This is a genomic window from Photobacterium sp. 1_MG-2023 (genome assembly GCF_030547945.1).
Lineage (GTDB): Bacteria > Pseudomonadota > Gammaproteobacteria > Enterobacterales > Vibrionaceae > Photobacterium.
This window is the reverse complement of sequence record NZ_JAUORR010000004.1, coordinates 250,058-275,015: the sequence shown is the minus strand read 5'-3', so window position 1 is coordinate 275,015 and position 24,958 is coordinate 250,058. Positions and strand designations below refer to the sequence as shown.

Annotated in this window: 20 protein-coding genes; 7 read left to right on the top strand and 13 right to left on the bottom strand. The window is 51.3% G+C overall.

All coding sequences use genetic code 11. The features are described from left to right. Positions 1-27 precede the first annotated feature (27 nt). Entirely contained in the window at positions 28-2,142 is a 2,115-nt protein-coding gene (locus tag Q4579_RS06190) for a methyl-accepting chemotaxis protein (RefSeq protein ID WP_303562515.1), read from the top strand. Between the two features lie 109 nt (positions 2,143-2,251). Here Q4579_RS06190 and Q4579_RS06185 read toward each other — a convergent pair whose 3' ends face one another. The 5 genes from Q4579_RS06185 to Q4579_RS06165 all read right to left on the bottom strand — a co-directional run bounded on the left by Q4579_RS06185 (position 2,252) and on the right by Q4579_RS06165 (position 7,599). After that, the gene (locus Q4579_RS06185; protein ID WP_303562513.1) at positions 2,252-3,385 is read right to left on the bottom strand and encodes a cupin domain-containing protein; all 1,134 of its coding nucleotides are present in this window, start codon (positions 3,383-3,385) and stop codon (positions 2,252-2,254) included. A 105-nt stretch (positions 3,386-3,490) separates the two neighbouring features. Beyond that, on the bottom strand, positions 3,491-4,858 hold the full coding sequence (gene purB, locus Q4579_RS06180) for an adenylosuccinate lyase (RefSeq protein WP_303562511.1): 1,368 nt from the start codon (positions 4,856-4,858) through the stop codon (positions 3,491-3,493). 72 nt (positions 4,859-4,930) lie between these two features. Continuing rightward, on the bottom strand, positions 4,931-5,548 hold the full coding sequence (hflD, locus tag Q4579_RS06175) for a high frequency lysogenization protein HflD (protein ID WP_303562509.1): 618 nt from the start codon (positions 5,546-5,548) through the stop codon (positions 4,931-4,933). A gap of 12 nt (positions 5,549-5,560) precedes the next feature. Beyond that, positions 5,561-6,670, bottom strand: a complete 1,110-nt coding sequence (gene mnmA / locus Q4579_RS06170) for a tRNA 2-thiouridine(34) synthase MnmA (protein WP_368501963.1) — start codon at positions 6,668-6,670, stop codon at positions 5,561-5,563. Positions 6,671-6,900: 230 nt separating this feature from the next. Next, positions 6,901-7,599 carry a pseudouridine synthase gene (locus tag Q4579_RS06165; RefSeq protein ID WP_303562507.1) on the bottom strand — a complete coding sequence of 233 codons (699 nt, stop codon included), beginning with the start codon at positions 7,597-7,599 and terminating at the stop codon, positions 6,901-6,903. A gap of 142 nt (positions 7,600-7,741) precedes the next feature. Between Q4579_RS06165 and icd the strand changes: the two genes are divergently transcribed. After that, positions 7,742-8,992 (top strand): NADP-dependent isocitrate dehydrogenase, encoded by a 1,251-nt coding sequence (gene icd / locus Q4579_RS06160; protein ID WP_303562506.1) that lies wholly within the window; start codon positions 7,742-7,744, stop codon positions 8,990-8,992. Positions 8,993-9,539: 547 nt separating this feature from the next. On the opposite strand, the gene cspD is transcribed toward icd, so the two are convergent. Next, a complete protein-coding gene (gene cspD / locus Q4579_RS06155; protein WP_211647522.1) occupies positions 9,540-9,764 on the bottom strand; it encodes a cold shock domain-containing protein CspD in 225 nt (74 codons plus the stop codon). A gap of 225 nt (positions 9,765-9,989) precedes the next feature. Here cspD and clpS point away from each other — a divergent pair, with 225 nt between their 5' ends. After that, positions 9,990-10,310: an ATP-dependent Clp protease adapter ClpS gene (clpS, locus tag Q4579_RS06150; RefSeq protein ID WP_211647523.1), complete on the top strand. Its 321-nt coding sequence runs from the start codon at positions 9,990-9,992 to the stop codon at positions 10,308-10,310. Positions 10,311-10,356: 46 nt separating this feature from the next. Next, complete coding sequence (gene clpA, locus Q4579_RS06145; protein ID WP_303562504.1) at positions 10,357-12,621, top strand: ATP-dependent Clp protease ATP-binding subunit ClpA; 2,265 nt, start codon at positions 10,357-10,359, stop codon at positions 12,619-12,621. Between the two features lie 124 nt (positions 12,622-12,745). Here clpA and infA read toward each other — a convergent pair whose 3' ends face one another. From infA to aat, 3 genes are all read right to left on the bottom strand, one after another. Then, a complete protein-coding gene (gene infA, locus Q4579_RS06140; RefSeq protein ID WP_027252769.1) occupies positions 12,746-12,964 on the bottom strand; it encodes a translation initiation factor IF-1 in 219 nt (72 codons plus the stop codon). 156 nt (positions 12,965-13,120) lie between these two features. After that, complete coding sequence (locus tag Q4579_RS06135) at positions 13,121-13,825, bottom strand: arginyltransferase (protein ID WP_303562503.1); 705 nt, start codon at positions 13,823-13,825, stop codon at positions 13,121-13,123. Between the two features lie 7 nt (positions 13,826-13,832). Further along, positions 13,833-14,537, bottom strand: coding sequence for a leucyl/phenylalanyl-tRNA--protein transferase (aat, locus tag Q4579_RS06130; RefSeq protein ID WP_303562501.1), 705 nt, complete (start codon positions 14,535-14,537; stop codon positions 13,833-13,835). Between the two features lie 30 nt (positions 14,538-14,567). Between aat and Q4579_RS06125 the strand changes: the two genes are divergently transcribed. Continuing rightward, the gene (locus Q4579_RS06125; protein WP_303562500.1) at positions 14,568-15,032 is read left to right on the top strand and encodes a glycine zipper 2TM domain-containing protein; all 465 of its coding nucleotides are present in this window, start codon (positions 14,568-14,570) and stop codon (positions 15,030-15,032) included. A gap of 53 nt (positions 15,033-15,085) precedes the next feature. On the opposite strand, the gene cydC is transcribed toward Q4579_RS06125, so the two are convergent. The 4 genes from cydC to ald all read right to left on the bottom strand — a co-directional run bounded on the left by cydC (position 15,086) and on the right by ald (position 20,905). Then, positions 15,086-16,807: a cysteine/glutathione ABC transporter ATP-binding protein/permease CydC gene (cydC, locus tag Q4579_RS06120; RefSeq protein ID WP_303562499.1), complete on the bottom strand. Its 1,722-nt coding sequence runs from the start codon at positions 16,805-16,807 to the stop codon at positions 15,086-15,088. Further along, entirely contained in the window at positions 16,800-18,572 is a 1,773-nt protein-coding gene (gene cydD, locus Q4579_RS06115; protein WP_303562497.1) for a cysteine/glutathione ABC transporter permease/ATP-binding protein CydD, read from the bottom strand. The genes cydC and cydD overlap by 8 nt, the downstream gene beginning before the upstream one ends. Positions 18,573-18,664: 92 nt before the next feature. Beyond that, positions 18,665-19,621, bottom strand: coding sequence for a thioredoxin-disulfide reductase (gene trxB / locus Q4579_RS06110; RefSeq protein WP_303562495.1), 957 nt, complete (start codon positions 19,619-19,621; stop codon positions 18,665-18,667). Between the two features lie 162 nt (positions 19,622-19,783). Beyond that, complete coding sequence (gene ald / locus Q4579_RS06105; protein ID WP_303562493.1) at positions 19,784-20,905, bottom strand: alanine dehydrogenase; 1,122 nt, start codon at positions 20,903-20,905, stop codon at positions 19,784-19,786. Between the two features lie 156 nt (positions 20,906-21,061). On the opposite strand from ald, the gene lrp reads away from it, so the two are divergent. Further along, positions 21,062-21,556, top strand: a complete 495-nt coding sequence (gene lrp, locus Q4579_RS06100) for a leucine-responsive transcriptional regulator Lrp (RefSeq protein ID WP_027252761.1) — start codon at positions 21,062-21,064, stop codon at positions 21,554-21,556. A 390-nt stretch (positions 21,557-21,946) separates the two neighbouring features. After that, positions 21,947-24,955 (top strand): DNA translocase FtsK, encoded by a 3,009-nt coding sequence (locus Q4579_RS06095; protein WP_303562491.1) that lies wholly within the window; start codon positions 21,947-21,949, stop codon positions 24,953-24,955. The last annotated feature ends 3 nt before the right edge of the window (positions 24,956-24,958 follow it).

Genomic DNA, 24,958 nt, shown 5'->3' with positions numbered 1-24,958 from the left:
ACTGATATGAATTACAAGGAAGGTATTATGCGGTCACTCTCTGTTCAGTGGAAAATTACCCTCATGGCAGGGTTTGCCTTACTGGCAACAGCAGCAGTTCTCACCAGTCTTTCATTTTATTTTTCAGGACAAAGTCAGCAATTGGTCAGCCAGCAGTCGTTCAGCTCGCTTCGAAACCAGTCACAGGAACTGGTGAAGTCGCAGGCAGAAAGACAGGCAATTTCAGTTCAGCAATTTCTGGATGAGGCATCGTACCGCGCAGAGATGCTTGCTCAGAGCGTATTGTTTCTGAAATATAACGCGGAAGAAAACTACACCAATAGTGCTGAACTCCGGGGATCGATCACTGAATTATTACGCCGTTCTGTCAATGATTTCACCAATATTCATGGCGCATTTGTGGTCTTTGAACCTGATGCTCTGGATGGTGAAGATGGAAATTATATCGATGCGGCTTATGTCGGGGCAAACAGCACGGGGCGTTTTGCGCCATATTGGTATCGCGGAGAAAGCGGAGAAGCTGAGCAGCGTATCATTTCGGAAGCACAGCTGCAGGACGACAGTCAGAACCTGTGGTACACCTGTAGTCTTCAGCGTGGCGCTTCCTGTATACAGGATCCGATTTTTGCTCCGGATAACGGACAACAGGTTTTATTGAGCTCAATCACGATTCCTCTGACGGTCTCCGGGAAAACGATCGGCGTGATGGGCATCGATGTGAAGCTGGATTACTTGCAACGTCTGATCCAAGTTGTGGATGAGCATTTGTACAGCGGCAGCGGAACAGTGTCGCTGCTCAGTCAGAATGGCACCGTGGTTGCCTGGGATCAGGACCTCAATCGGGTCGGGACAACATTCAAAAATTCGGACGGCTTGCCCGATGCCATTAATCGCTGGCTGAAAGAAGGCAAGCAAGTCATTGGCTGGAATGAGGATCAGTCATTACTGACGGCATACAATCCTGTGGAGCTGGGCCAGACCACCTGGGGAGTTGTCATTCAGCTTCCGGCAGAGAAAGTCCTGGCAGAGGCAACTGCGCTGGATCATGCTATTCAGGCTCAGCGGGATGAATCTTCTGTTGTTCAGCTCTTTGTGAGTTTGCTGATTGCTGCAGCGGGTTTGCTGATACTCTGGTTTGCCGCAGCGAAACTGGTGGCGCCGATTCGTCAGGTGGCGGATCGGCTGAAAGATATTGCATCCGGAGAGGGTGATCTCACTCAGCGCTTGCAGGTTGAAAATCAGGACGAGCTGGGTGAACTGGCCACCTGGTTCAATCGCTTCCTCGACAAATTGCAACACACGATCTCTCAGGTGATTATCGCGGTTGATCAGGTTGGCACCACCGCGAATGAGGCGGCACAGATTGCCAGTCATACCCGGGATGGCAGCCAGGCGCAGTTTAAAGAAGTCGATATGGTTGCGACAGCTTCCGAAGAAATGGCGCAAACTGCTGAGCAGGTGGTGAGCCACACCGAAACTGCGGTAGATGCTGCTCGTGACGCAGATAAAGCTGCGGTAGAAGGGCAGGGGGTGATTCATACCTCTGCAGATTCGATGAATCACTTAGTCTCCCGGATGGAAACTGCGGTGCCGATGGCACGGGATCTGGAACGAAACAGTGAAGATATTGATCAGATCCTGCAAGTCATCGCTGGCATTTCTGAGCAAACCAACTTACTGGCGTTGAATGCAGCCATTGAAGCAGCCCGTGCTGGTGAGCAAGGTCGTGGCTTTGCTGTGGTGGCGGATGAAGTGCGTCAGTTAGCGCGCCGGACCCAGGATTCTGTCGGTCAGATCCGTAATGTGATTGAAGTGCTGCAGCAAGGCACCCGCAGTGTGGTGTCTGCCATTGAAGAAGGAAATCAGTTGGCGGGCGATACCGCCCAGCAGGTCAGTGAAGCCGTGACCAGTCTGGAGCGGATCACACAGGCTGTCCGCGCGATTCAGCAGATGAATGAACAGATCATGAATGCTGCAGGGGAGCAGCGTGCTGTGGCCGGAGAAGTGAACCGGAATGTGTCGAATATTCGTGAGCTCAGCGAAACGATTCTGGGACAGGCAGAGCACTCTGCAGTCATTGGTCAGCGACTGACATCTCTGTCACACAAACAGCAGGAACTGGCTGGTCAGTTCCGAGTCTGATGACGTCACAGCGATTTTGCATCGAAAACAGCCCGCTTGATTGCGGGCTGTTTTATCTTGCTGGAATCTCAGCGCACTTCTCAGCCATACCGTAATTCAACCGCTGAATTTACTCAGCCGGATGCCAGTAACCCATGTTCACCAGCTTTGTCAGCAAAGCAAGCAGCTCCGGCTGATGGATCAAGGCACCGACTTCCTGGATGGAAAAGCTGTCTTGGTTACATAGCCAGTGAGCCGCAGATTCACATCCTTCCGGCAGCGGATATTGTTCGCCATCGATGTACACGATCTGTGGATTACCCTGATGATAAAACGCGCGCAGCCCGCCAATTTTAAACAGGGTTTCTCCCTGCATCAGCAGGCTGGCCAGTTCTTCACCCTGCCATAGCGGATCGGCAGAAATGACATCCATATTGTGGCGGCTCAGGCTCAGGTATTCACCCAACCATTGCTGCATCACAACCGGGTCTTGCATCAGATTCTGCATCATTGAAATCAGTCCCTGACTTTCGGCGGCTGGTAATTCGCCATAGTGTGCCCGCGCAGGTAAGTCTGGATTTTCGTAGTGGACGTCACCCAGTTCGTTCTCAATGATGAAATCGGCAAAGCTGCTGAGCAGCTCTTGCTGTTTCGGTGAACGGAATCCCATGGAGTAACTCATGGCGTTTTCCAGCGCATATCCATCATGCGGGAAACCGGCCGGAATATAGAGAATATCGCCCGGTTCGAGGACTTCGTCGATGATTGGTTCGAAGCCAGTGATCTGACGCAGGCTCGGATGACGGAAGCACTCCTGATAATCGTCTTTACGCGGACCAACCCGCCAGCGGCGTTTTCCGCTGCCCTGAATGATAAAGACGTCATACTGATCGAAGTGAGGGCCCACACCGCCACCGGGTGTGGAGTAGCTAATCATCAGATCATCAAACAACCACCCCGGCATCTGGCGGAATGGGCTCACTAATCGGGCTGCTCCAGGGTGCCAGTGATTGGCTGCCTGAACCATAAAAGACCAGTGATCTTCCGGCAGATTGTCAAATGTCAGCGGCCCTTGCTCCACCTGCCAGTTTTCTCCCTGACGAGCGACATAGCGGGAATCGACTTCCGGTTCCATGGCCAGACCGGCCAGTTCATCGGGGCTGATCGGGTCTTCAAAATTGGAGAATCCACCTTTGATCACAGTGGGTTGCTTTTGCCAGTATGTCGATAAGAAATCGCTGAACGAGAACGTAAATGAGTACATAAGCTTCAATCTTTTGGAATTTAGCGGGATTATATCAGTTCTGCCGGGAGATCTGCAGAAAGCAAAAAGGCCAGCAAGCGCTGGCCTTTGGGGAGAGAAAAGCGATTACAGCTTGTCGGTCAGCTTCACTGCGTCACCAATATAGTTCGCAGGTGTCATGGCTTTCAGACGGGTTTTCTCATGTTCCGGCAGATCCAGGCTATCAATGAACTGGCGCATGCCTTCGCCATCAACACGTTTGCCACGCGTCAGCTCTTTCAGCTTTTCGTACGGCTTTTCAATGCCGTAACGGCGCATCACGGTCTGAACTGGCTCAGCCAGCACTTCCCAGTTCTGATCCAATTCTGCTTCCAGTGCCGTTTGGTTGACTTCCAGTTTGCTGATACCTTTCATGGTGGAGGTATAAGCAATCAGTGCGTAGCCACAACCAACACCCAGATTACGCAGAACGGTTGAGTCGGTCAGGTCACGCTGCCAGCGGGAAATCGGCAGTTTTTGTGCCAGGTGGCCAAAAATGGCGTTTGCCAGACCCAGGTTGCCTTCGGAGTTTTCGAAGTCAATCGGGTTCACTTTGTGTGGCATGGTCGAAGAACCAATTTCACCGGCAATCGTCTTCTGCTTGAAATGGCCCAGCGCGATATAACCCCAGACATCCCGGTCGAAGTCGATGAGAATGGTATTGAAACGGGCAAAGGCATCGAACAGTTCTGCAATGTAATCATGCGGCTCGATTTGCGTGGTGTACGGGTTCCAGGTCAGGCCCAGTGAGGTGACAAATTCCTCACTGTACTGGTGCCAGTCGATTTCCGGGTAAGCCGACAGGTGCGCATTGTAGTTACCGACTGCACCGTTGATTTTACCCATCAATTCAACTTGCGCGATCTGACGATACTGACGCTCCATACGGTAAGCAACGTTGGCCATTTCTTTCCCCATCGTACTTGGGGAAGCAGGCTGACCATGGGTACGGGACAGCAGAGGAATGTCACGATATTCATTTGCCAGACCTCTGATTGCATCAATCAGGCCGCGGACTTCTGGCAGCATTACCGTTTCACGTGCTTCTTTCAGCATCAGGGCGTGAGACAGGTTGTTGATGTCTTCGGATGTGCAGGCAAAGTGAATGAATTCATTGACAGCATGCAGTTCAGGTACGCCAGCGACTTTTTCTTTCAGGAAATATTCCACGGCTTTCACGTCGTGGTTCGTGGTTCGCTCAATGGTTTTGATGCGCTGGGCATCTTCTTCGCTGAATTCTGCAGCAATACGATCCAGGAAGGCGTTGGCTTCAGCGCTGAACGCTGGAACTTCCGCGATAGCGTCAGTTGCTGCCAGTTTTTGCAGCCAGCGAATTTCGACGATGGTGCGATACTTCAGCAGACCGAATTCACTGAAGATACTGCGCAGGGCGCTGGTCTTGCTACCATAGCGGCCGTCTACCGGGGAAACAGCAGTCAATGCTGACAGTTCCATGTTGTCTCTCTCCTGATTAGGGGTTATAGCTGAGTTACAGAGCGCCTGCTTTGGGCGCTCAATGAAATAGATTTAGCTTCTGGCCTGAATAATTTTGGCTTGCTCAAGCATTTGCTTCCGTCCGAACAACAGGTGGCGTCGCTTGCCGCCAACCTGACGCCACAGAACCGCACTGCGTACTGCGGCCAGTAACAGCGCACGGACTTTGTGCTGAACCTGTTGCTGCTGTAACTGGGCGGGGGTGCCTGTGACCTGAATGCGTGGCCCCAACGGGCTGATAACATCAAGGTACACACTGGCAAGGTTGCTGATCATCTGATCATCAAGCAATTCAAAATGATCGAGCTGGCGTTTGACCATATCAATGCGATCGCCCAGTTGTGACATGCTGTCCCGGCGGCTGGCCAGCTTGCGCTCAAGCGCCATGACACTCACCAGATAGCGGGTAATTTCACTGCCGGTCGGTGTATTGTCAATTTCATGGACCATGGTGCTGAGACCCAGTTGCAGGTCGGACTCCTGGCCATAGATTTCAATGACATTTTTCGGATCAGTTGCCGTCAGGCTGCGCAGGCAAGTGGTGAGGGATTCCTCATCGCAGGTGCCGCTTCGTGCGACGGTCTGCACTAGTTTGACTGCCTGGCAAATGCCTGCAAACGCGACCGTCCTGTCATAAAGTGAATACGCCATATTCCGTCTTCCTTAGAATCTTTGCTCGATGATACCGCCGCCCAAACACACGTTACCCTGATAAAACACGGCCGATTGGCCGGGGGTGACTGCTGTTTGTGGCTCATCAAAGATGACCTTAATATGCTCATCATCAATCGGGATGATGGTGCACGGAATGTCCTGCTGGCGATAACGGGTTTTCACTGTACACTGGAGTGGCTCACGCATGATGTTGCGATCAACCCAGTGCAGTTGCGCTGCAATCAAGCCATTGGACTGCAGGCGCGGGTGATCTTTCCCCTGACCGACAATCAGTTGGTTGTGCTCAACATCTTTATCAACCACGTACCAGGGCTCATCCGTGCTGTCTTTCATTCCACCGATATGCAATCCTTTGCGCTGGCCCAGGGTATGGTACATCAGGCCCTGATGCTCGCCGATCACCTGACCGTCATCCGCAGACACGATTTCACCAGGTTGGGCTGGCAGATACTTGCTGAGGAATTCCGTAAACTTACGCTCACCGATAAAGCAGATGCCTGTTGAGTCTTTCTTCTTGGCGGTGATTAACCCTTGTTCTTCCGCAATTCTGCGAACTTCCGGTTTTTCAAGTTCACCGACCGGGAACAGACTGCGGGCAATCTGATCATGGCTCAGGGTATACAGAAAATAGCTCTGGTCTTTATTGTTATCCAGGCCGCGCAGCATCTGCGGTTTTTCGTCCGGCTGAGTCGGGAAGGTGCGGCGGGTGTAGTGACCCATCGCAATGTAATCGGCATCCAGCACTTCGTCTGCAAATTCGAGAAATGCTTTGAATTTGATTTCTTTGTTACACAGGATATCCGGATTCGGTGTACGGCCTGCTTTATACTCTGCCAGAAAATACTCGAACACATTGTCCCAGTACTCTGCGGCAAAGTTGATGGTATGAAGATGAATGCCAAGTTTGTCGCACACAGCCTGCGCGTCTGCGAGATCTTCTGCGGCAGAGCAGTACTCGTCGTTGTCGTCTTCTTCCCAGTTCTTCATGAACAGGCCTTCAACCTGGTAACCCTGTTGAAGCAGCAGGTAAGCTGATACCGAGGAATCGACGCCGCCGGACATGCCGACAATAACTTTTTTCTGGCTGTTATCTGACATTTTTCTCTTCAATCTTGAATAAGTGATAAGAGCGTGATTCTAACAGAAAGCAACCTGCTGAAACAGATCGGGAGCACCTTCACACTTTATTCATACTTCCGCTGCAAACGTTCGGTCTGATTCACCCGAAATCCAGTGAACTCCAGCTTGACGCAAACGTTTGCTAATTGTCGGCAATGATAGTGGATGTGACTGAGAAAGTGTAGTGCTTTTGTCACGCAGACTGCTATCTACGCAGATTCGCTGTCATGTTGTCCGATGGATTTGGCTCCGAGCTCAATCCATTCGCCTGGCGCCAGTCCGTCGACGGTCCAGTCTGCCATCTGGTAACGGATGAGCCGCAAGGTCGGATGGCCGATATGCGCCGTCATACGACGGACCTGACGGTTGCGTCCTTCAATCAGAGTGATACGCAGCCAGGTGGTCGGAATATTTTTCCGTTCACGGATCGGCGGCGTTCGCTCCCACACTTGCGGTGCAGCCATGATGTCTACGGCCGCCGGAAGCGTCATACCGTCTTTGAGTTCGACCCCGTTACGAAGTTGTTGCAGCGCCGCTTCGTCCGGTTCTCCTTCAACCTGCACCCAGTAGGTTTTGGGTTGCTTGGAGCCGGGCTGGGTTAAACGCGCTTGCAGAACACCGTCGTTCGTCAGGACCAGCAGCCCTTCGCTGTCTTTGTCCAGGCGACCGGCAGGGTAGACGTCCTTAACTGGAATATAATCCGCCAGCGTGGCATCACCCGGCTCACCACTGAACTGTGTGAGTACGTTGAACGGCTTGTTAAATAAGAGAATTTTTCTCGGGCCCCGCGGGCGCTTGGGATTATTTGCCTGACGTGAAGGTCGGCGCAGGTTGCTTTTACGTGGAGGTGTCGGAGTACGTTTAGATGCTGTACGTCCGGATGAAATACGCGGTTTGTGTGTTTTCATGTTGATCTGATTTTCAGGGGATAGGCGTTTTGTGAGCGAGTCATTATATCCTAAAAATCCTCCCATGGCGTGTTGACGATTTTTCAAGTATGATTCTCCGGCATCTTACAAAAAGATAACAAACGGACGCTAGGAGAATTTAATGGATAGTAAAGTAGTTGTACCAGCAGAAGGTCACAAGATTACCCTCGATGCCAATGGAAAGCTGGTCGTTCCTAACAACCCAATCATCCCTTATATCGAAGGGGACGGTATTGGTGTTGATGTTAGCCCTGCCATGATCAAAGTTGTTGATGCAGCTGTTCAGAAAGCATACGGTGGCGACCGTAAAATTTCCTGGATGGAAATCTACACCGGTGAAAAATCGACTCAGGTTTACGGTGAAGATGCATGGCTGCCGCAAGAAACACTTGATTTCATTCGTGAATACAAAGTCGCGATTAAAGGTCCACTGACAACGCCAGTTGGTGGCGGTATCCGTTCCCTGAACGTTGCTCTGCGTCAGGAACTGGATCTGTACATTTGTGCGCGTCCTGTACGTTACTTCGACGGTGTACCGAGCCCGCTGAAACAGCCTGAACTGACTGACATGGTGATCTACCGTGAGAACTCAGAAGATATCTACGCGGGTATCGAGTTCAAAGCAGGTACTGCTGAAGCGGACAAAGTGATCAAATTTCTGCAGGAAGAAATGGGCGCAACCAAGATCCGCTTCCCGCAAGATTGTGGTATCGGTATCAAGCCTGTATCTGAAGAAGGCACCAAGCGTCTGGTTCGTGCTGCACTGCAGTACACCATTGATAACGACCGTGACTCGCTGACACTGGTTCACAAAGGCAACATCATGAAGTTCACTGAAGGTGCCTTTAAAGACTGGGGCTACGAAGTTGCCAAAGAATTCGGTGCTGAGCTGCTGGATGGCGGCCCGTGGATGACGCTGAAGAATCCAAACACCGGTAAAGAAATCATCATCAAAGACAGCATCGCAGATGCCTTCCTGCAGCAAATCCTGCTGCGTCCGGCTGAATACGATGTGATCGCAACCATGAACCTGAACGGGGACTACATCTCTGATGCACTGGCTGCACAGGTGGGTGGTATCGGTATCGCACCAGGTGCAAACATTGGTGATGGCGTTGCCCTGTTCGAAGCGACGCACGGTACTGCGCCGAAGTATGCGGGTCAGGATAAAGTGAACCCAGGTTCTCTGATTCTGTCTGCAGAAATGATGCTGCGTCATCTGGGCTGGACTGAAGCTGCTGATTTGATCATCAAATCAATGGAAGCTGCGATCCGCAATAAAACAGTGACTTACGATTTTGAGCGTCTGATGGACGGTGCAACCCTGCGTAAGTGTTCTGAGTTTGCTAGCGACATGGTCGAGCAAATGTAATTCCCGATTGATTCGGTCCAAAAGGCTCAGCGATTGCTGGGCCTTTTTTGTCTCTGTATGCAAATGATACCAATCGCATTAAATAACTGGTCATCCTAGCTTGTTTAAATGTTCGATAACTGCGTTAGATTTTTTGATTGTAGAATCACGACTTATCTAAAAAATCTGCCTGATTCTCAAACATTTTTCCTGCGATATTTCTGATCATTGACTTACTTTGATTGGCATGACTTCGGGGAGCTGTTCTTTTTGGGATACATCTGGCTTTGCAGGGATTGTGTTCCCGGCGGCAGATCAGCCATAATGAGTTGTGTGAAAAGAAGATGAATGTGGGTTGTAAGTACAGTCTTGTGAAATTAATGTGAATAATTTGTGTTTTTTGTCTTTATGCACCCTTTATTCATTACTGTATCAATAAAGGGCAGTGGGAAAAATACTACGCCTGTGACGGAGTTATCCGTTTTTACAGGGAGAAGACGGTAGGGAGAGGAACTTTAGGTGAGCGATAGCCCACCTAATGAAAGTGATGTAAACGTATCAGCGAGCATTACTTACTGGCACTTTCAACATCAACGGGGACAATTTCGCTAGCGTGATAGCCTTTGGGGCCAGTTTGAACCGTGTAGTTCACCTGTTGGCCTGCCTTTAGCGTCCGATATCCTTCCATTTGGATTGTTGAATAGTGTGCAAAGATATCGCCTTCACCGTTTTCCGGACAGATGAAACCGAATCCTTTTGCGTTGTTAAACCACTTAACTGTACCTGTTGCCATGCTTTACATCCCTCTTCGCATTCAATTTCCATTTAGCATTTATCAAACAGTACTGTTTTAACATGACTTGAATATAAATGCTATTTTGATGCAGATAGTATCTACTACAAGGTACACTTTAGTAAAAAGACTTAGACAGTCAAGGTCGTCTTGTAACATTTGGATGAAATCTTTTTTGTCCGTCGCAATCTAGCAACCGATTGAACATATGACTAAGATGAGATTATGAGTAAGTTAAGCGAATGGATTAGTCCTGAGTCAGATATTCTGAATGAGGAGGACACTCAGGTTAAGCCGCCATCGATGTACAAAGTAATTTTAAATAATGATGATTACACGCCGATGGATTTTGTGATAGAAGTGTTACAGAAGTTCTTCTCCATGGACCTGGAGAGAGCAACACAGTTGATGCTGGCAGTACATTATGAGGGAAAGGCAGTGTGTGGTGTTTTTACTGCCGAAGTCGCTGAAACCAAAGTGGCTCAAGTCATGATGTATGCGAGAGAGCATGAACATCCGCTACTGTGTACGATGGAAAAAGCCTGACTTTTTCCGGCACGCCAAATCGAGTGGTATTTAGGGGAGGTGCCTTATGCTAAATAAAGAACTTGAAACCAGTCTCAATGGTGCTTTTGCAAGAGCAAGGGAAAAACGCCATGAGTTTATGACGGTTGAGCATCTGTTACTGGCGCTACTGGAGAATCCTGCTGCCCAGGAAGCCCTACTCGCCTGCCGGGCGAATCTTGACACCCTACGTAAAGAATTAGACGCATTCATTGAACAAACCACACCGTTAATTCCTGCGGATGATGAGAGCCGTGAAACTCAGCCTACGCTGAGCTTCCAGCGTGTCTTGCAACGGGCCGTTTTCCATGTTCAGTCTTCCGGACGCAGTGAAGTCACCGGGGCGAATGTGTTGGTGGCCATCTTTAGTGAGCAGGAATCCCATGCGGCATACCTGCTGAAGAAAAGTGATATCAGCCGTCTGGATGTTGTGAATTTCATTTCTCACGGCACGGTCAAAGACAGCGAAAACGATGACCTGAATCAGTCGGATGTGAATGCTGACGATCCGCGTGCGGAAGGCGGAGAAGATCGTCTGGAGAATTTTGCAACCAATCTCAATCAACTGGCCCGGGCGGGCGCGATTGATCCCTTGATTGGCCGGGAATATGAGCTGGAACGCACTGTTCAGGTCTTATGTCGCCGCCGGAAAAACAATCCACTGCTGGTGGGTGAGGCCGGGGTGGGGAAAACAGCGATTGCGGAAGGCCTGGCCTGGAGAATCGTGGAAGGGCAGGTGCCGGATATTATCAGCGATTGTGTCATTTATTCACTGGATATTGGTTCATTGCTGGCAGGCACGAAGTATCGGGGTGATTTCGAAAAACGCTTTAAAGCGATTTTGAAGCAGCTCGAAAAAGAAGAAAAAGCGGTCCTGTTCATTGATGAGATCCATACCATCATTGGTGCAGGTGCGGCCTCCGGTGGTCAGGTTGATGCAGCCAATCTGATCAAACCCCTATTGAGCAGCGGCAAAATCCGTTGTATGGGATCGACCACCTATCAGGAATACAACAATATCTTTGAAAAAGAGCGTGCGCTGGCACGTCGTTTCCAGAAGATTGATATTGTGGAACCCTCTCTGGATGACACCACCAAAATCCTGATGGGGCTGAAGCCGAAATATGAAGCGCATCATGAAGTGCGCTATACCAACAAAGCCATTCGTGCTGCGGTTGAACTGTCAGCCAAATACATCAACGAGCGTCATTTGCCGGATAAAGCGATTGATGTGATTGATGAAGCGGGTGCGCGTTGTCGTCTGGCGCCAGCGAGTAAGCGGAAGAAGACGATCAATGTCGGTGACATTGAAGCCATGATTGCCCGGATTGCCCGGATACCGGAAAAATCCGTGTCATCCAGCGATAAAGAAGTGCTGCAAAAACTGGACAGCAAACTGAAAATGCTGGTGTTTGGTCAGGATCCGGCCATCGATGCGCTGACTGAGGTCATCAAGCTGAGCCGTGCGGGACTGGGGGCTGATAACAAACCGGTGGGTTCTTTCCTGTTTGCTGGTCCGACTGGCGTGGGTAAAACGGAAGTGACGGTTCAGTTGGCGAAAATACTCGGTATCGAGTTGCTGCGGTTTGATATGTCTGAGTATATGGAGCGTCATACGGTCAGCCGTTTGATCGGTGCGCCTCCGGGCTATGTCGGATTTGATCAGGGGGGATTGTTAACGGATGCTGTGATTAAACACCCGCATTCCGTCGTTCTGCTTGATGAGATTGAAAAAGCCCACCCGGATGTCTTTAACCTGCTGTTGCAGGTGATGGATAACGGGACACTGACCGATAACAACGGCCGTAAAGCTGATTTCCGTAACGTGATTCTGGTGATGACCACCAACGCTGGTGTTCAGGAAACCGTACGTAAATCGATTGGTCTGGTTCAACAGGACCACAGCCATGATGCTATGTCGGAAATCAAACGTGTCTTTGCACCAGAGTTCCGAAACCGCTTGGATAACATCATTTGGTTTAACCATCTTGAAAAAGATGTCATCAATCAGGTTGTTGATAAGTTTATCGTTGAGTTGCAGGCCCAGTTGGATGCCCGTGGCGTGTCGATGGAAGTCTCCAACGAAGCGCGTGAATGGCTGGCAAACAAAGGGTATGACAAATCCATGGGGGCACGTCCGATGGCTCGGGTGATTCAGGAAAATCTGAAAAAACCGATGGCAAACGAATTGCTCTTTGGATGTCTGACCAATGGCGGTTCAGTCCGGGTCAATCTGAAAGACGATGGGACGCTGGATTTCCGCTTCAGTAGTGAAATGGAACCTGCGCATTAAGTCAGAAGTTTGAAATAAAACAAACGGGACCTCAGGGTCCCGTTTTCTATGCGTTCGGTCTCATCGAAGATGAGCACTGATGTTTTCAGCAAAAAGCCAGCAAGAAATGTCCGGCTCAGAGCAATTAGCGCGAACGGAAGACGATGCGGCCTTTAGACAGGTCGTAAGGAGTCAGTTCAACTGTGACCTTATCGCCAGTCAGGATACGGATGTAGTTTTTGCGCATTTTACCGGAAATGTGTGCAGTCACAACGTGACCGTTTTCCAGTTCTACGCGGAACATAGTATTAGGTAGTGTATCGAGTACAGTACCTTGCATTTCAATTACGTCTTCTTTTGCCATTGAATCCTCTTAGGCTACCGTGCCTTGCTTCTGATTGGGCCGGATAATGCCTTGAAACTGTTTAAGTGTAAAGTTCAGGCCCGCAATTTTACCCTCGCTGCCTCTCTTTGTCAGCTATTGTTGCAAACTTCATTTCTTTCCAGTGTTTTGGCGGGGTTAAGGGCAGATCATGGACTGCCATTTTCCCTGTACGAGCTTTTGATAGGGCTTATACCGGGTTTTATAGTTCATCGCCGGACAATCATCGATTTGATAGCCGGGATAGAGCCAGCGCCGTCCGGTTTCCCGACAGTAGTCAATCTGCTTCAGTACACACAGGGTACCCAGTGAGAGAGAATGGTTCGGGTCAAAGAAGGTATAGACGGCACTCAGGGCCTGATCAAGAAAATCTGTCACGGCAATCGCGATGAGCCGGTCATCTTCATAGAGATGTAAAAAGTAGGTTTCCATCCAGTTGGCCTGACTGAACTCAAAGAACTGCTGCCGGTTGGCCGGGTACATCGCACCATGTGCATGACGTTGGCGGATATACTGCTCATAAAGGGGAAACCAGTCTTCATCCAGGGTTGGCTTAAATTCTGCCCTGAAACCAGCCAGTTGTTTTTGCTGCCGTTTTTGCGTTTTGCTTGGAGTGAAGTGCTCACAATCAATGCGTAAGGGCGTACAGGCTTTGCAGTGCTCGCACATCGGTTTATAAATCGCCTGTCCGCTGCGGCGAAATCCACTGCCGAGTAATGCACTGTACCCGGAGACGGTCAGCCAACGATGATCAATGACCACGCCCAGCTGTTCCTGCTGTTCGGGAAGATAACTGCAATTGATTACTGGCGTAAAACCCAGGCGAATACTTGGAAGACTCATGATCTTTTTACAACGTAATGAGTTGAGGTGTATAACAGTCTGCTGTAAGTATGGCGCATTTCATGTGTGCCAGGCTTTTCAAAAATGCGTCACGGGGAAGTTCCTGTGCGCCCAGAGAAGCCAGATGAGGGTTCATGATCTGGCAGTCAACCAGCTGGCCCTGATGCGCGCTGAAGTGTTCGCAAAATTGCCACAGTGCGATTTTGGACGCATTATCGGCCAGCGAAAACATGGATTCACCACAAAAGACGGCGCCGACGCTGATCCCGTACAGTCCGCCGATGAGCTGGCTGTCTTGCCAGACTTCAACAGAATGACAGTGGCCGCGGTCATGTAAATCTTTATATGCCTGAATCATGGCGGGGGTTATCCAGGTTGCATCCGCGCCACGGCTGAAAGCACATTGTTCGATGACCTGATGACAGGCATGATTCAGTGTGACCTGATAGCCTGACTTCCGGTAAAATTTTTTCAGGCTTTTGCTGGGCTTGAATTGATCCGGCACGATGACAGCACGGGGCGTCGGGCTCCACCAAAGCAAGGGTTCACCTTCAGCGTACCAGGGGAAAATGCCTTGCTGGTAAGCCTGGATGAGACGCCGGATACTGAGGTCGCCCCCGAAAGCCAGTAAACCATTGGGATCGTCCAGAGCAGTATCCGGATGCGGAAATTGTAAGTCGACCGGGTCGAGTTCAGGCAAATATAGAGCCATATCAATACTATCTAGGTGGAGAAAATCCGTATGAAAAAGTGGTTACTGATCGCGTTGCTGCTTCCACTCATGTTGCAAGCAGCACCCTATAACCGTAATCAGGCCCGACCGGTGAATCAGGTCGTTTTCGGCCAGTTAGAATCAGTACGTTATATTACTCAGCAGGAAATGGTCAACTCCCGTCACAATGGCTGGGAAACCTTACTGGGGGCTGTCGTCGGCGGGTTGATCGGAAACCAGTTTGGTGGTGGGCATGGCCGTGAGGTTGCCACTGCAGTGGGAGCCATGATTGGCGCGGGTGCGGCCTATCAGCAACAAGATATCGGCCAGAAGATCAGGCAGTACAAACTGGTGGAATTGCTGATTCAAACGGAAGCCGGGAAATTGGTGGATGTGATTCAGGATGTGGACCCAGACATGATTTTTCAACCGGGTGACAATGTCCGCATTCTGTATTTTGATGAAGGGGTTCGTGTCGACCGAACGTACCCTTAAATAAAAAAGGCTCTGGTATTTTCCAGAGCCTTTTTTATCTGTGGTCTGAAACCTTAAATCCGGTTCCACAGCTGGCTGTAGCGCCCTTGCTGTGCCATCAGTTCCTGATGGTTTCCACGTTCAATGATCTTGCCTTCATCCATCAGGCAAATCTGATCCATGGCTTCCAGACCCACAAGACGGTGGGTGATGAATACCACGGTTTTATCGACCATATGCTCAAACAGCAGGGCCAGAATTTGCTGCTCTGTCCTACGGTCCAGGCCTTCAGTCGGTTCATCCAGCAGCATGACAGGGGCGTTATGCAGCAACGCCCGTGCGATGCCCATCCGGCGTCGTTCACCGCCTGAAATCTGGCGACCGCCATCACCCAGCCAGGTATCCAGACCATTGCCTTCCAGCAATTTCTGCAGCCCGACTTTGGTCAGCGTCGCCGACAGTTCTTCCTCTGACGCGTCAGGTTTAGCCAGCAGCAGATTATCACGGACGGTGCCGTTAAAGAGATCAACACGCTGACTGACGACACTGATTGCTGCTCTCAGCGAACTTTCCTGCCACTGTGGTAATGGCACACCATCCAGAGTGATTTGTCCTTGTTGCGGATCCCAGTTTCGGGTCAGGAGTTGCAGCAGGGTGGATTTACCGCAGCCTGTCCGACCGAGCAGAGCCAGTTTTTGCCCGGCTTTCAGTTCAAGCGACACCTGATCCAGAACGGTTTGAGTGCTGTTGTGATAGGCAAAATGAACCTGTTCGACCTGAATCTCGCCTTTCACTTGAGACTGATGACCGTTCGGAGCAAATGTCGTATCTGGTGTGGCATGAATAATTTCATTCAAGCGTCTGGCTGATGTCAGTGTCTGTCCCAGATACTGAAACGCACCAGCAACAGGCATCATGAGTTCAAAACTGGCCATGGTGGCAAAAGCAACCAGCGCAATCATGGGATCAGGCGTATTACCGCCCACGCCGTCGGCAGCCAGCCAGATCATCAAAACCAGCGTCCACCCCGTTGCCAGCAGCAGCATGGCATTCGCCAGACCGGTCAGGCTGGCCATCCGGCGCTGGGCCAAGAGTAAGGATTGCTGTTCATTCAGTGTTTGCTCACGATAACCGGGTTCAGCATTGAAGAGCAGTAGCTCGGCTTGCCCCTGAATCCAGTCCAGCAACCGGATCCGGAAACCGGCTTTGGCCATGGTGAGGGTTTCGCCGTGTTTTTTCCCCAGCAGGTAGAACAGCACGGGCAGGGCAAACATCAGGGTCAGCAGGACGGCACCCAGAATCAGAGCCAGTTCAGGATCAAACCAGTACAGAAAGCCACAAATGGCCAGCAGTGCAATCACCCCGATGATCAGCGGGCTGATCAGGCGCAGATACACGTGATCCATGGCATCAACGTCGGCAACCAGCCGGTTGAGCAGATCGGCATCGCGCAAGTTGGTCTGGCGGCCCGGGATCAAGGGTGTCAGTTTTCTGAAAAAGAAAATCCGTAAGTCAGCCAGCAGCTTAAAGGTCGCGTTGTGGCTGACAACACGCTCTCCCCATCGACCGGCAGTTCGGGCCAGAGAAAATCCACGAACGCCGGCAGCAGGCAACATGTAATTGAACGTTTCGCGGGCAATGGTTAACCCGGCAACGGCAGAGGCTGCCAGAAACCAGCCGGACAAAGTCAGCAGGCTCATGGCGGACAGTACGGTGGCCAAGCCCAGTAGCATGCCCAGGGTCAGACCGAACCAATGGCGGCGATATAATTTCAGGTAAGGGATTAAATCACGCATCGAGATCCCTCTTGTCAGTGTGCGATAACATGTCAGCCAGCAAACCTTCCTGACTGATCTGGCTGAAGTGTCCTTGCTGAACAATCTGGCCGTTTTCCATCACCAGCACCGTATCCATTCCGGCAAGCTGATCCAGACGATGGCTGATCATCAGCGCTGTCTGACCTTGTGTCGCCTGATTCAGACTTTGCTGTACCAGACGCTCACTGTTGGCATCGAGGCTCGCTGTCGGCTCATCCAGCAGCCAGAAACTGCCGTTTTGCAGCAGGGCACGGGCCAGAGCCAGACGCTGGGCCTGACCCACCGACAAGCCAGCAGAGCGATCGCCAACCGGATGGTCATAGCCACGCGCCAGATGCTCGATAAATTCGTGTGCGAAAGCCTGTTCTGCCACCTGACGAATCTGTGCATCAGTGGCTTGCGGGTTGCCGAGCACGATGTTGTCTTTGATGCTGCCGTGAATCAGCAGTGGATTCTGGCCCACCCAACTGATCGCCTGACGCCACTGAACCGGATCCAGTTCGCGCAGTTCAGTGCCGTTGATTACAATGCTGCCTTCATAGGGCAGGAAGCCTAAGAGGGCGTTCAGCAGGCTGGTTTTACCGGCACCGCTCGGGCCGACTAGTGCGACTTGCTGATGGGCATTTAAATCAAAACTTAAGGGGCCAGCCAGTACTTGACCTTGCGGGCTCAGAACATTGACCTCCCGGAGGCGGATAGCAATGGTTTCAGGGGTATTTAGAGGCTGATCACCGTGACTCATGTTATCCGCTTCCGTATTAAGGAAGGTCACAATGGACTCGGCGGCACCAATGGCCTGCGCTTTGGCATGATAGAAGGTACCCAGATCCCGCAATGGCTGATAGAACTCAGGCGCCAGCAGCAGAATGAAGAAACCGGTAAACAGTGTAATCGGCACACCGTAGTGACCAAAATTCAGCTCGCCGATAAAGGAGAAGCCAAAGTATACGGCGACCAGTGCGATGGAAATCGCGGTGAAAAACTCCAGCACAGCAGAGGACAGAAACGCCAGTCGCAGCACTTCCATGGTACGTTTACGCAGTACGTCTGCAGCATCGTGCAGATTTTCTGCTTCGGCTTCTGCCCGGTCAAACAGGCGCAGCGTCGCCAGCCCCTGCAGGCGATCGTAAAAATGACCGGATAAACGTTGCATGGCCGTAAAGTTACGGCGGCTGGCATCGGCGGCACCAATACCAACCAGTGCCATAAACAGTGGCACCAGCGGCGCTGTGATCAGGAAAATCAGACCGGCAGCCCAGTTGAGCGGGAAGACGGCGATCAGAATGACCAACGGGATGAGTACCGACAAGGCCATCTGTGGGATATAACGGGCGAAGAAGTCCTGCATTTCTTCAACCTGCTCCAGAATCAGGCTGGCCCAGGAACCCGCCGGACGGCCTTTGATAAAGGCTGGACCGAGCTGATGCAGGCGGTTGATGATCAGAGTGCGGATGTGGAGCCTGATTTCTTCTCCGCATCGGTAACCGGCAACTTCTCGTCCCCAACTGCAGGCGGCCCGTAAGGCGACAGTCAAAACCAGGCCGATGAAGTACGGCACCAACTGGTGTTTATCCGTCTGCTCAATGACGAGTTGCTGAAGTATGTAAGCGAGCAAACCAGCCTGAGCAACAAGGAGCAGGCCAGAGAGAAATCCCATGCCGACACTCAGCATCAGCCACGGTTTCGCGAGCTTGCTTTGCGATTTTAACCACTTGGTCAACTCGCGCTGTAATTGTTTATCCATCTTTTAATAGCGCTGTATGGTTTGTCGAATTCCGGTTTCCCAATGGGGGAAGGTAAACAGGCCGCGAACGAATGCCGCGGCCGTCGTGTGTCTTACTTGGCGAGTGCATCCAGATAGCGTTCAGCATCCAGCGCAGCCATACAGCCGGTACCCGCAGAGGTAATGGCCTGACGATACACGTGATCCATCACATCTCCGGCAGCAAACACACCCGGAACACTGGTTTGTGTTGCATTGCCCTCAAGTCCGGACTGAACTTTGATGTAACCGTTTTCCATGGTCAACTGACCTTCAAAGATACCGGTATTTGGCTGGTGGCCAATGGCAATGAACACGCCCATGACTTCCAGGGTCTCTGTGGCATCGGATTGGGTCTCTTTCAGGCGGACAGCCGTCACACCCATGTCGTCGCCAAGCACTTCATCCAGCGTCCGGTCGGTGTGCAGGATGATATTGCCGTTGTTGACTTTATCCATCAGGCGGTCGATGAGAATTTTCTCTGCCCGGAAAGTATCCCGGCGGTGAACCAGATGAACTTCAGAAGCAATGTTTGCCAGATACAGCGCTTCTTCCACTGCGGTGTTCCCACCACCCACCACAGCCACTTTCTGGTTGCGGTAGAAGAAACCGTCACAGGTCGCACAGGCCGAAACGCCGCGTCCCTGAAATGCTTGTTCTGAATCCAGACCGATGTACTTGGCGGATGCGCCTGTGGCAATAATCAGTGCATCACAGGTGTATTCCCCGTTGTCGCCTTTCAGCAGGAACGGGCGCTGGCTGAAATCAGTTTCGTGAATATGATCAAAGATGATTTCAGTATTGAATTTCTCAGCGTGCGCTTTCATGCGCTCCATGAGGGCCGGACCGGTCAGGCCTTCAGCATCACCGGGCCAGTTTTCGACTTCTGTGGTAGTGGTCAGTTGGCCGCCTTGCTGCATGCCAGTAATCATGACTGGATTGAGATTGGCACGGGCCGCGTAAACAGCTGCCGTATAACCGGCAGGGCCAGAACCGAGGATGAGTAGTTTACTGTGTTTGACGTTACTCATTGTTTCTCCAGACTAAGTCAGCATCACGTATTCGTAAGGCATCGATTGTATGGAAATTACTGAAGTAAAGAAAGAGCAGACCCGGGTTCTGCAACATTCTGAAGTAAAAAGCGCTGAAATCTAAGATTCAGCGCCAGAGCGGAAAAATGCAGGTTATTGGGCTTAATGCATACTTAAAGCAACGGTCGGATCGGTATAGTGGAGTTTGAAGGCATCGGCGACCTCCCGGCAGGTGATTTTGCCGTGAATCACGTTCAGTCCGGCCAGAAATCCGGGGTCATCCTGCAGCGCCTGTTTGTAACCTTTGCCGGCCAGTTGAATGATGTAGGGCAAGGTTGCATTGTTCAGTGCAAACGCAGAAGTTCTTGCGACAGCCCCCGGCATGTTAGCCACACAGTAATGGACGACATGATCCACAATAAAAGTTGGATCGGTGTGAGTGGTCGGATGAGAGGTTTCAAAACAGCCCCCTTGGTCAATTGCCACATCAACCAGACATGAGCCATGCTTCATATCTTGAACGTGCTTCGCAGTGATTAATTTTGGTGCTGCTGCGCCCGGAATTAACACCGCGCCGATAATCACATCCACTTCAGGGACTAATCGCTCGATTAAATCTTCTGTTGAATAAAGCAGCTTCACTTTGCCTTGAAATTCGCAGTCCAGCGCCCGAAGTGTGTCCAGATTGCGATCCACGAGCGTCACATCCGCCCGCATGCCCACAGCCATTCGGGCTGCATTGGATCCGACAACACCACCGCCAAGAATCAGCACTTTTGCCGGGTCGACACCCGGCACGCCACTGAGCAGTAAACCTCTGCCACCCTGAGAATTTTCCAGCGTTTGTGCGGCAGCCTGAACCGACATTCGCCCCGCCACTTCTGACATGGGGGCGAGCAGGGGAAGGCGCCCTTTGTTGTCTTTGACCGTTTCATAAGCAATACAAATAGATTTGCTCTGAATCAGGTCTTTTGTCTGTTCATAATCCGGGGCCAGATGCAGATAAGTAAAGAGGATTTGTCCTTCGCGAAGCATTGCTCTTTCGACCGCTTGGGGTTCTTTTACTTTAATAATCAGCTCTGATCTGGTAAAAACTTCTGAAGCAGTTGAAAGAATGGTTGCCCCCGCAGACTGATAGTCTAAATCGGACAACCCTATACCTGCGCCAGCCTGGGTTTCAACGAATACCTGATGGCCCAGCGAGACAAGCTCTCTGACACTACTGGTGACAAGACCGACGCGGTATTCATGGTCTTTGATTTCTTTAGGCACACCGATGATCATGCTGTGCTCCTTGATCGTTTTAGCAGGGTTAGCTATGGACAAGGTTGAAATGACAGAGCTATTGGCAGTATAGTTTGACTAAAAGAGTATTTGATACTAAATAACTCGTAGATGTAATATATTTTATTGCAAGGAAGTAAAAAGGTGGAATAAAAAATGGTAGATACCAAAAAGAAACCCTCCAAGGAGTTGGATCGTATAGACCGCAACATTCTGAATGAACTTCAGAAAGACGGCCGAATTTCAAACGTTGAGTTGTCGAAACGCGTTGGCCTGTCACCAACCCCTTGTCTGGAGCGTGTACGTCGTCTTGAGCGTCAGGGCTATATCAGTGGTTATACTGCGCTGCTGAACCCGCAATATCTTGATGCTTCGCTGCTGGTTTTTGTAGAAATTACGCTAAACCGTGGCGCGCCAGATGTGTTCGAACAGTTCAACCGTTCTGTTCAGGAGCTGGAAGACATTCAGGAATGTCATCTGGTATCCGGTGATTTCGACTACTTGCTTAAAACCCGCGTATCGGACATGTCTGCATACCGTAAGCTGCTCGGGGAAACCCTGCTGCGCTTACCGGGCGTGAATGACACCCGGACTTACGTGGTGATGGAAGAAGTGAAGCAAACGAATAACCTGGTCATTAAAACCCGTTAAGCGTCCCTCGGGCAAACTGACCCTGAACCTGCTTCCCTAATGAATTCAAGCGGCCCTCGTGCCGCTTGAATTGTTTCTGCGGCCTGAAACTTTTTTCGTCTCATTTTGCTGAAAAAAACTGCAACTCATCATTGAATTGACATTCAGATGAATTATTTGTGTTATCAAGCCACTACAATCAAGGTAGATGAGGACTGACGGCGGGATGAGACACCTGCCGCACCACAGGTTTTCATACTTTGCTTCCACATTTTTTCAGGCGGGTAACATTACCAGTGAAGTGGTATAAGATAGGCCAGTAACATCAAACATGTTGATACGTTTCATCAGCTGGGTTCCTGTTGATTTCCCCCGGCTTACAGTCAGTTTTAGCAAGACCGGAGAGTTTTTTTGAGGAAGGTAAAAGGCAAATCTCAGCCTGTACGTCTGTCGGGTGGGCAGCGTTTATTCGAGAGTTTTCTGATCATCGGTATTTTGGCCGCTGTGTATCTTATGGTCGCGCTGGTGAGCTTTGATCCGGCAGACCCGTCATGGTCTCAAACCGCTTGGGAAGGACCCGTCCAGAACAAAGCCGGTGCTTTTGGTGCGCTGGTTGCTGACACTTTCTTTTTCACATTTGGTTCTCTGGCTTATCCGTTGCCGATTGTCATTCTGGGGACGACCTGGATATTTTTCCGTCGCCGTCAGGAGCCATCATCGCCGGATCTGATGATTTATGGCACGCGCCTGCTTGGCCTGCTGGTTTTATTTCTGACCAGTTGTGGTCTGGCGGATCTCAACTTTGATGATATCTGGTATTTCTCTTCCGGTGGCGTGATCGGCGATGTCGTTGCGAATCTGACGCTGCCACTGTTCAACCTGCTCGGCACTACGCTGGTCCTGATGTTCCTGTGGGCCGTGGGTTTTACGCTGCTGACGGGGATTTCCTGGCTGCGAGTGGTCGATGGTATCGGTGAAACGACATTGGGCATGCTGGGATGGCTGCTCAATAAAATTCGCGGTGAGCCGGTGCAAACTCTGACGCCTTTTGCGGCAGAAATTCCGGATGAAAGCCAGACGGCTTACGCGGCCCGATTATCGCCGCCAGCAGCAGAGGAAAGCGTTATCGATGACGATGACGTGTTGTTGAAACGTCCGGCAGAGCGGGTTGCTTATACACCCACGCCGATCCGAACCGCGGAGGTCTCTCCGGTGCCTGAGCCGGCGATCGCGGTTGCGACACCGCAGAAACCGGCTCAGCCTGAACCCAACATGAAACCTCAGCCTGAATCTGAACCTTCAATTGTGATGCCGGAGCGCACGAAGTCAGCGCCTGTATCCAATCATCAGCCGCTGGGCACAAATCCTGAAGCGGCCGACCTGAGCATTGAAGCGCTGCAGTCACAATTAGCCGACAATGATGATTTCAGTATCTATGACACAGAGAAAGCACCGGAGACTGTCCATCCGGCTGCTGAGAAACCTCAAGAACCCGAGGATGTGGATCCGGTGCTGGGCGATTTGTCTCTGGTTGATGAAAGTCCGCAACCAACGCCGTCTGCTGTGCCGCAATCTCAGTTTGAACCTCAATCTCAGCCATCAGCGCCGCCGCAGCCTGCAGTGACCGATACGCCGCCCTGGGATTCTGAAGATGATGAAGTTGAACCTGAGACGGCTGATCATCTGCTTGCGGATGGCGAGATAGAAATTGGCGTCCATGACGGTATGTCTGAGCTGGAACGAGCCGCAGCAGAGACCCATGCCGATGAAGACGGTGATGTCACCTTTGACGACGAAGAAAGCGATGAAGAGGCTTTCCAGCGCAAGATTCGTGAGGCGCAGGAGGCACAGCAGCAACAGGCCTATGCTGCAGGTCTCGATAATCCGTTCCTGATGAAAAAAGATGTGGATTTACCCAAGCCAACTTCACCCATGCCAACACTGGATTTGCTGCAGCCTCCGCAGCAGAATGTTCAGCCAACCAGTGATGAAGAGCTGAAACAGACGGCCCGGCTGGTGGAATCCAAACTGGCCGATTACAAAATTAAAGCCAAGGTTGTCGGGATTTATCCGGGCCCGGTGATTACCCGTTATGAGCTGGATCTGGCGCCGGGGGTTAAAGTCAGCCGGATTTCGGGTCTGGCGAAAGACCTCGCTCGTGCGCTGTCTGCGATTGCGGTTCGTGTTGTCGAAGTGATCCCGGGTAAACCTTACATCGGTCTGGAACTACCGAATGAAGGTCGTGAAACGGTTTATATGTCTGAAGTGCTGGCCAGCGACCGCTTCCAGAATATGCGCAGTGCACTGCCGATCGTACTGGGTTACGACATTGCCGGTGAAGCCGTGGTGGCGGACCTGAGCAAAATGCCGCACTTGCTGGTGGCGGGTACGACGGGTTCCGGTAAGTCTGTCGGGGTGAACGTGATGATCCTCAGCCTGCTTTACAAATGTAAGCCGGAAGACTGTCGTTTCATCATGATCGACCCCAAAATGCTGGAATTGTCGATTTATGAAGGCATTCCGCACCTGCTGACGGAAGTGGTCACCGACATGAAAGACGCAGGCAATGCGCTGCGCTGGTGTGTGGGCGAAATGGAACGCCGTTATAAGCTGATGGCTGCCGTGGGTGTCCGGAATCTGGCGGGCTTCAATGCCAAGCTGAAAGAAGCGGCGGCGGCGGGCCACCCAATTCACGACCCGTTGTGGCGACCTGGCGATACTTTAGACGAACATCCCCCTCTGTTGGAGAAAATGCCAAGTATTGTGGTCATAGTGGATGAGTTTGCCGATTTGATGATGGTCGTTGGTAAGAAAGTGGAAGAGCTGATTGCCCGACTGGCACAGAAAGCGCGTGCTTCCGGCATTCATCTGGTACTGGCAACCCAGCGGCCTTCCGTGGATGTGATCACTGGCCTGATTAAAGCCAATATTCCAAGCCGGATGGCATTTACCGTCTCAACCAAGACGGACTCACGGACCATTCTGGATCAGGGCGGGGCGGAGTCTTTGCTGGGGATGGGGGACATGCTCTACCTGCCAGCGGGTCAGAGCCATACCGTTCGGGTTCACGGTGCGTTTGCATCGGATGATGATGTTCATAACGTGGTTAATGACTGGAAAGCACGCGGCAAACCTCAATACATTGATGGCATTTTGAATGCGGATCAGGGCGCTGAAGCCATGCTGCCGGGTGAATCCTCTGCAGGCGGTGACGACGATCTGGATCAGTTGTTTGATCAGGTCGCAGCCTTCGTTGCAGAAAGCCGCCGGGGTTCAGTTTCCGGTGTTCAGCGCCGCTTTAAAATTGGTTATAACCGTGCTGCACGTATTGTCGAGCAGCTCGAAGCCCATGGCATTGTGAGCCCGCCGGGCCATAACGGGAACCGGGAAGTTCTGGCGCCCGCGCCAACAGGAGATTAATGA